We start from the raw sequence: 4,285 nt of genomic DNA, 5'->3' as shown, positions 1-4,285 counted from the left end.
TACCAGATTGATCGCTGCCGTCGGTGCATGGTCGGGGTGATCGGAGTTGATGGCCAGCTGGTAGGCCTCCTGCGCCCCCTGCGGATCACCCTGCTGCTTGAGCAAGACTCCCAGATTGATCGCTGCCTTCGGTGCCTGGTCGGGGTGATCGGAGTTGATGGCCAGCTGGTAGGCCTCCTGCGCCCCCTGCGGATCACCCTGCTCATACAGCAGAACTCCCAGGTTGAATGCCGCCTGCGGTGCTTGGTCGGGGTGGTCGGAGTTGATGGCCAGTTGGTAGGCCTCCTGCGCTCCTTGCGGATCACCCTGCTCATCCAGCAGGTTCCCCAGATTGATCGCTGCCGTTGGTGCCTGGTCGGGGTGGTCGGAGTTGATGGCCAGTTGATAGGCCTCCTGCGCTCCCTGCGGATCACCCTGCTGCTTGAGCAAGACTCCCAGATTGAATGCCGCCGTTGGTGCCTGGTCGGGGTGGTCGGAGTTGATGGCCAGCTGGTAGGCCTCCTGCGCTCCCTGCGGATCACCCTGCTCATACAGCAGGACTCCCAGATTGGTCGCTGCCGTTGGTGCCTGGTCGGGGTGGTCGGAGTTGATGGCCAGCTGGTAGGCCTCCTGCGCTCCCTGCGGATCACCCTGCTCATCCAGCAGGTTCCCCAGATTGATCGCTGCCTTCGGTGCTTGGTCGGGGTGGCTGGAGTTGATGGCCAGTTGGTAGGCCTCCTGCGCTCCCTGCGGGTCACCCTGCTCATACAGCAGAACTCCCAGGTTGAATGCCGCCTGCGGTGCTTGGTCGGGGTGATCGGAGTTGATGGCCAGTTGGTAGGCCTCCTGCGCCCCCTGCGGATCACCCTGCTGCTTGAGCAAGACTCCCAGATTGAATGCCGCCTGCGGTGCATGGTCGGGGTGATCGGAGTTGATGGCCAGCTGGTAGGCCTCCTGCGCCCCCTGCGGATCACCCTGCTCATACAGCAGGTTCCCCAGATTGATCGCTGCCTTCGGTGCTTGGTCGGGGTGGCTGGAGTTGATGGCCAGTTGGTAGGCCTCCTGCGCCCCCTGCGGATCACCCTGCTCATCCAGCAGGAATCCCAGGTTGAATGCCGCCTGCGGTGCATGGTCGGGGTGATCGGAGTTGATGGCCAGTTGGTAGGCCTCCTGCGCTCCTTGCGGGTCACCCTGCTCATCCAGCAGGACTCCCAGATTGAATGCCGCCTGCGGTGCATGGTCGGGGTCAGGACTGGTGGTGGCTTTTCGGGCTGCGGTGATGGCGTGAGTGATCTGGTTACGTTGGTAGGCGGTGTAGGTGATGGTGTGGGCGTCTGCGGGGGTGACCAGGTCGATCAGTTCAGCCCACAGCTCCTCGGGGATGGGGCGGGCTGGGCAGTCGGCAAGAGTGCCCTCATCGGCGGATAGCAGGTGGTCTAGGACTATCCATCCTGGGTTTGTGGTTGGCGTATCGGTGTGGGAGACAGGGGCGGGGGTGAGTAGAGCGACCTGGGAGGCGATCGGAACGGCGGCCCACTGGTGCAGACCGTCGCGGTAGGCAGTTGTGGTGGCGGGCATTCCGGCGCGGATACGGGGTAGGTACACCGCAAACAGGCGGGTGAGTTCGGTATCGGTGATGGGGCGGGTAAGACCAGCACGGCGGGCGTCGATGGCGGCTTGGACGATGGCGTAGCCGGCGTGGTTGGTGTCTTGGCCGGCACGGTATTTGGCGATGAGTTCGGTGCCGCCGACCAGGGTTTCGGCGATGCTGCCGCGAAAAGTCTCTCCTGGGTAGAGCTTGATGGCTTGGGCGTGCTCGTCAGGAGTGGGAGCACGGAAGATCAGTTCATGGCCGTCGCCGTGGTTGTGGGTGCGGGCCAGGGCTGCTCGGGCGGTACGAGTGATGTCGCCGCCCGAGGTAAGGATCTGGCTGCGGCGTGTGGCGGTCATGGTGGCCGCGAGTACCGCTCGCTCGGTAACGGCATCTAGCACGGTGGCGGTCAGGGCTTCCAGGTCGGCTACGGCGAGATCATCCAGATACACCAGGGCTGGGCCGTCGGAAATGAGAGGCAAGCCTAGATGGGCCAGCTCGGCTAGGGCTTGGCCGTCAACGGGCAGAAGAACCTGGGTGCGGGCAGGTAGTGCCTTGTATAGGGCTTCTGCCAGGGTGCGGGATTTACCGGCTTTGGTGGGTCCCCATACCAGCACGAACGGAAACGGTGGTCCGGGCGCGGAGAGGGCGGCGCGGATCTGCTCATCGTCGGAGGTGCGGGGAATGTAGGGGGCGTTGTCACTGCGGGTGTATCGGGTGGGGGTGGCCCCTAACTGCCCGGGGCTGACGTGCTCCAGAGTAAGGCGGGCGGGGTGGCTGTGGGCGAGCAGAGCGGCGATGCGCTGGTCATGCTGACGGCGTTCTTCGACCTGTCGGTGAGCTTCTTCAATGCGGTATCCGATGACCGGCAACGCAACGGAGATGGCTGAGCAGGCCAGCACTACCAAGACGGCTAGGGTGATTACCGAATCGCGTTGACCGGGAAGTTGCATCAGCATCGTGGTCACTGCGATCAGCGCGGCGTTGATCGCGGTAGCGGTGATGATCCATACCAGGAGATGACGGCGCACCCACAGGGAGATCCTGCGCCAGCGGCCACCGAGACGCTGCGGGTTTCTCATCAGGAGTGTTCTCCTTTATGGCCACCGGTCTGCTTAAACATCATCGTCGAGGTGTGCGGCAGAGTGATTGGCTGCTAAGGAAATCCGCTATCAAACCGCAACACCGCGGGCATCAGGTGGAGCGATGTAGTCGCGGCCTGGAGCCGTCGGCGGCCGGGACCGGCCCCCAGGCCGCATGCCCGGCCGCCGAGCGGGCGCAGGGCCGCGAGGCGGCGCGGAGCGCCGCCCTTGATACCTATGAGAACAATTCGGCAGTGTGTTGGCATGATCCAAAACACTTCGGATTGCATCGAGGTCCGCGTCACTGCCAGCAGCCGCGATGAGGCCGATCAGATTTGTTCGGCAGTGGTGAAGCTCCGGCTAGCCGCGGGGGCTCAGATCGTCGCGCCGATCGAGTCCACCTACTGGTGGGCCGGGAAGGTCCAGCGCTCTGGCGAGTGGTTGTTGCTGATGACGACCACCGCTGAGCGATTCGAGGATCTGGCTCGGTGTGTGCGGGAGCTTCACTCCTATGAGGTGCCGCAGATCATCGCCAGTGCACTCGTGGCCGGCACGGCTGACTACCTGGAGTGGATCAGACGGGAGACGGCCCCGCGTTCCGGCGGGTAGCGGCGATGTCGCCGAGCAGCTCACGGACAGCCTGGTCGGTGTGAGGCGCCAGGGCCTTCTCCACGGTGGCGAGGTGCTCGATCCCCCAGGTGGATTCGCTGCGCTGGGCGGACTCCAGGGCTCGGCGGGCGTAGGTGATTCCTTCGGCAATGTCGCCGATCTGGAGTTGGGCCTGGGCGATGTCGGCGTAGACGATCGCGGTCTTCTTGTGGTCACTCTCCTGAGCAACCGCGGACAGGGCGGTCTGGCCGGCTTCGATGACGTGATGCTCATCGCCGAGTCGCACGTAGGTGGAGAGCTGGAAGGCGGCCATCCGGCCAGGGTCCAGGAAGCGGGTCCAGGCACGTTCGCGGTGCGGGCGGGCTCGACCGTATGCCTCTTCGGCCTGGTGCATCACCTCGATGGCGCGGCGGTCCCCGAGGGCGGCGAGTTCTTCGGCTTCGCGGCTGAGCAGCCAGGCGCGGGTGGCGTCGTCTCCCTGGGCGGGGAGGAACTGCTGGGCCTGGCGTACGGCTTCGTAGGCGGCGCGGCCTTCGACGGCGTAGGACTTGTAGGCGTGGGTGCACGCCTGGATGATCTGGTGCCCGCTCTCTTTGGCGGCCAGGGCCGAGACGCGCTCGAACGAGGCGGACTGTCCGGGCTGCTTGAGGTCCCAGGCGATCCAGGAGGCGAGGGTGGCGGCTTCGCCGGCGGTGGCGGCCAGGCGTCGGCGGAAGCGGTCGGAGGGTCCGCTTTGGAGCAGGGTGCTGAGTTCGTTGATGTGGGTGGTGAGCCCTTGGTAGATGGCTCGGGCCGGAAGGACGTACTCCAGGCGGTGAAAGCCGATGGTGCGCGCTTCGAGACGCTCGATGGTGTCGTCATCGAGGGCCTGGGGGCCGGTCAGGGCGCGGGAGAGGCGCTCCCAGGGGTCGCTGATGGTGGCCGCGGCTTCGGCGGTCATTCCGGCGGCGAGCAGGAGCATCGTTCGACGGTCCACGTGTGAGTCCAGCCTTCCCACGATCCAGGCCAGCGTTGGAAGGTCGAC

At 65.3% G+C, this 4,285-nt stretch carries 3 protein-coding genes; 1 reads left to right on the top strand and 2 read right to left on the bottom strand.

The window, feature by feature from the left end; translation table 11 throughout:
• Nucleotides 1-2,652 (bottom strand): tetratricopeptide repeat protein (locus tag AB0G15_RS36130; RefSeq protein WP_362848920.1); only part of this gene is annotated, 2,652 nt, incomplete at its 3' end.
• 264 nt (nucleotides 2,653-2,916) lie between these two features.
• Between AB0G15_RS36130 and cutA the strand changes: the two genes are divergently transcribed.
• Complete coding sequence (cutA, locus tag AB0G15_RS36125; RefSeq protein WP_362848918.1) at nucleotides 2,917-3,261, top strand: divalent-cation tolerance protein CutA; 345 nt, start codon at nucleotides 2,917-2,919, stop codon at nucleotides 3,259-3,261.
• On the opposite strand, the gene AB0G15_RS36120 is transcribed toward cutA, so the two are convergent.
• The coding region (locus AB0G15_RS36120; protein ID WP_362848916.1) for an XRE family transcriptional regulator at nucleotides 3,227-4,285 on the bottom strand (1,059 nt) is incomplete at its 5' end. The genes cutA and AB0G15_RS36120 overlap by 35 nt on opposite strands.

It is taken from the genome of Streptosporangium sp. NPDC023825, assembly GCF_040639575.1.
In the GTDB taxonomy this organism is placed as follows: Bacteria; Actinomycetota; Actinomycetes; order Streptosporangiales; family Streptosporangiaceae; genus Streptosporangium.
Note: the sequence above shows the minus strand (reverse complement) of the source record. Positions and strands in the feature narration are given on the sequence as shown.